General features: G+C 75.2%; 3 protein-coding genes. All 3 read right to left on the reverse strand.

Going from position 1 to position 3231, the window contains the following annotated elements:
* Positions 1-185 precede the first annotated feature (185 nt).
* Positions 186-734 carry a hypothetical protein gene (locus tag ACWGDE_RS37570; protein WP_453393569.1) on the reverse strand — a complete coding sequence of 183 codons (549 nt, stop codon included), beginning with the start codon at positions 732-734 and terminating at the stop codon, positions 186-188.
* Positions 735-951: 217 nt separating this feature from the next.
* The gene (locus ACWGDE_RS37575) at positions 952-2250 is read right to left on the reverse strand and encodes an ATP-binding protein (RefSeq protein WP_453393570.1); all 1299 of its coding nucleotides are present in this window, start codon (positions 2248-2250) and stop codon (positions 952-954) included.
* Positions 2247-2963, reverse strand: coding sequence for an FG-GAP repeat domain-containing protein (locus tag ACWGDE_RS37580; RefSeq protein ID WP_453393571.1), 717 nt, complete (start codon positions 2961-2963; stop codon positions 2247-2249). The genes ACWGDE_RS37575 and ACWGDE_RS37580 overlap by 4 nt, the downstream gene beginning before the upstream one ends.
* Between the last annotated feature and the right edge of the window lie 268 nt (positions 2964-3231).

Genomic DNA, 3231 nt, shown 5'->3' on the forward strand with positions numbered 1-3231 from the left:
TGTTTGCCAGTTGCCGGCGGTAGGGGGTTGGTTTTGCGTCCATCGGGGGCCCCTTTCCCGTCGCGCGTTCGTTATGTGTGTGGTTCCGGGCGGTCGCCCGCCCCCGCTATGGGGGGGGACCTCGCGGGGCGGGCGACGGGGGACGGTACCGGTCGGACCGCGGCCGGAGCCGCGGTGGGCGTCCGTCAGCTCCGCGTGCCGCTCGCCCGGCGACGCAGGAGCCAGGTACCGCCGACGGCGGCCGCGGCCAGCACTGCCGCTCCCGCCGTGATCTTGGCGGGGTCGGCGGTGGTGGTCGTGCCACCGCCCACCCCGGTGCGCACGTGGCCCTGGGGGCCGCGGTCGTGCTCGGTGACGATCAGGTCGCCGGTGGCGAACTTGCCGTTCGCGCAGGTGGCGCCGATGCCGTAGGTGCCGGGGTGGGTGGCGCGGGCGACCTGGAACTGCCCCACGACCACCTCCTTGTGGGTCCCCGGGGTCAGCTTGAAGCGGCCGCCTCCGACGGTGGTGGCATCGCCCTCGGCGTGGCTTCCGCGGCCGCAGGCGCTGGTGTTCACCGTGATGGTGGTGCCGGGGGCGGCGGACTTGGGCCAGACCTCCAGCGGAGCGAAGTCCCCGGCCGCGAAGCTCGCCATGCCCAGGTCCGCGGCGGCCACCGCGCCGGCCACCGGGCCGGTGAACGCGACGGCGGTCAGCGCGGTGGCGGTGAGCGCGTGGGCGGTGCGACGGCGCATGGGGGGTCTCCTGTGGACACGGGGTCGTGTTTCCGAGGTAACCGGGGGTGGCGGATGCGCGCCTGCTGATGTGGTGTCAGATCGGGGGCGGAGTGCGTGTGCGGGCACCGTTTCCGCAGGTCGGGGGCTGTGAGGGGCCATCCGTGGGGCCCCACCCCGTCCGGGTGACGGTGCTGGGGCGGGGAGGGGCCCGGCGGGGCCGGAGGGGGCCCGCGGCTCACATGCCGGCGGGGCTGGGGAAAGGGTCGGCCGGGGGCAGGGTGATCGTGGCCGTTGCGCCCGGGGTGGTGTTGGAGAGGGTGACCTTCGCACCGATCACCTGGGCCTGGCCCAGGGCGATGGTCAGGCCGAGGCCCGTGCCCTGGCCGCGTTCGGTCGCGCCCGTCAGGAACCGCTGGGGGCCCTCGCGCAGCAGGGTCCGCGGGAAGCCCGGGCCCCGGTCGCGGACCGTGACCTTGTTCCCGGCCACCGTCACGGTGATCGGGGCCTCGCCGTGCCTGCGGGCGTTGACCAGCAGGTTCGTCAGGATCCGCTCGAGGCGCCGTACGTCCGTGCGCACGCACGCGGGGCCGTCCGCGCCCAGCACCCGCGCCTCGACCCCCGAACGCCGGGTGATCGACTCCACCAGCGGTCCCAGGGCGTGCCGGTCCAGCTGCGCGACCTCCCGGTCCGCGTCCAGCCGCGCCACCTCCAGGAGGTCCTCGGTCAGGGTGCGCAGGGCCGAGACCCGGTCGCGGACCAGCTCCGTGGGCCGTCCCGGAGGCAGCAGTTCGGCGGCCGTGTGCAGGCCGGTCAGCGGGGTCCGCAGCTCGTGCGCCACGTCGGCCGTGAACCGCTGCTCCGCCACCAGTCGCCGCTGCAGGCTCGCGGCCATGGTGTCGACCGCGGAGGACAGCTCGGACACCTCGTTGCGGGTCCCCGGCAGGCCCGTCGGGCCGATCCGCGCGTCGAGTTCGCCCGCGCTGATCCGCCGGGCCGTCTCCGCCGCCGTCCGCAGGTCCTTGCTCAGCCGGCTGGCCAGCGCCGCCCCGCCGATCGCCGCGAGGCTGACGACCACCACGCCGAAGGCGATCAACTGGTGGTCGAGTTCCCGCAGTTCCGCCTGGTCGGCGGCGAGCGACTGCCGTACGGAGAGCACTTGGTCGCTGCCGACCGGCCGGGCGGCCCACACGGCCGGGCGGGGCCCGTCCAGGTCGAGGTAGGTGGTGCGCTGCCCGCCGAGGGCGGCCTGGCGCAGCGGCTCCGGCAGGCTGGGGCAGTCGATGCGCGCGTCGGCCTCGCCGACCTTGTCGAAGTCGAGCCGGCCCGTGAGCTCGTACACCTGGCGCACGCGGATGAGCTGCGCGACGGCGCTCTCGCGCGCCGCGTCGGCCACCTGGCGGACCCGGGCCTCGTGGATCAGCACGCCGATGGTGAGGGCGACGAGCGAGCAGCCGACGGCGAGCAGCACGGAGATCTTCCAGCGCAGGCCCAGGGCGTGCAGGAGCCGGCGGCAGCGGAGCAGGGCGCTTCTCACCGGGCGTCCTGGCCCTGCGCGGCGGGGGGCGGGGAATCGGACGACCGGGGGGCCGGGCACTGTCCGGGCTGCGCGCCGGAGATGGTGTTGCCGAACTGCCGCTCGTCGCTGAGCACGGTCAGCCGCTGGCCGTCCCAGTGGTAGCGGACGGCGTGCGCGGACCCGTCCTCGTCGGCGGTGCGGACCAGCAGGTCGTTGCCGACGACCTCGGGACTCATCCGGCGGCCGGTCGTGAACAGGATCGGGACGATCTTCCCGCCGGCCACGGTGTAGACGCTCAGCATGGAGCGCCGGGTCGGGGTGTCGGCGGCGACGATCAGCTCGGGTTTCCCGTCGCCGGTCAGGTCCGCGAACCGCGGCGGCCGGATTCCGGCCTTCCCGGGGCCGTCGATCCGCTCCGAGCGGGCGAACTGCCTCATCTGCTTGTCCGCGCGCAGGACGGCCGTCACGTCGACCTTCTCGATCCCCTCCGGCCCCACGGCGGGTCCGTCCTTGAGCGGCTCCGGCGGCGGCATCCTGCTGGCCACCGCGGCGGCGCCCGCGTTCGCGGAGTCGTCGGCCCACAGCGGCCACAGCGGCTTCGGCCGCGGCTGGGCCGAGACGGGAGGTGCGGGCTCGCCCCGGTCGAGGCCGCCGGGTGCGGCGCAGCCGGCGAGTCCGGCACACAGCAGTGCGGCGGCTGCGGCGGGGCGGCGGCGGGTCGGTCGAGTCATGGAGGCGGAACCCTCGGGTGGTGGGAGGGGGCGGAGGGGGAGGAGGCAGACTGACGGTAGACGGCGCCCGTCACGGGCGTCGGGAGGTTGTGTAACAGCGGTACGTACGACGGACTTCCGCCACCGAACCCGGGACCTTCGACCCGGCGGCGGCCGGTGGAAGACCGGCGGACAGACCACTGTCAGTCGAGGGAGGGCCGCATGACATCGGCCGATCGGCCCGGGGGCCACGGCGAAGGAACGATTCCGGAAGGGGAGTCCCCGGAGG

Source organism: Streptomyces sp. NPDC054956 (assembly GCF_053609185.1).

Bases quoted from the DNA above. Each gene is read 5' to 3' on its own strand.
- ACWGDE_RS37570 (WP_453393569.1), bottom strand. From the start codon at position 734: ATGCGCCGTCGCACCGCCCACGCGCTCACCGCCACCGCGCTGACCGCC.
- ACWGDE_RS37580 (WP_453393571.1), bottom strand. From the start codon at position 2,963: ATGACTCGACCGACCCGCCGCCGCCCCGCCGCAGCCGCCGCACTGCTG.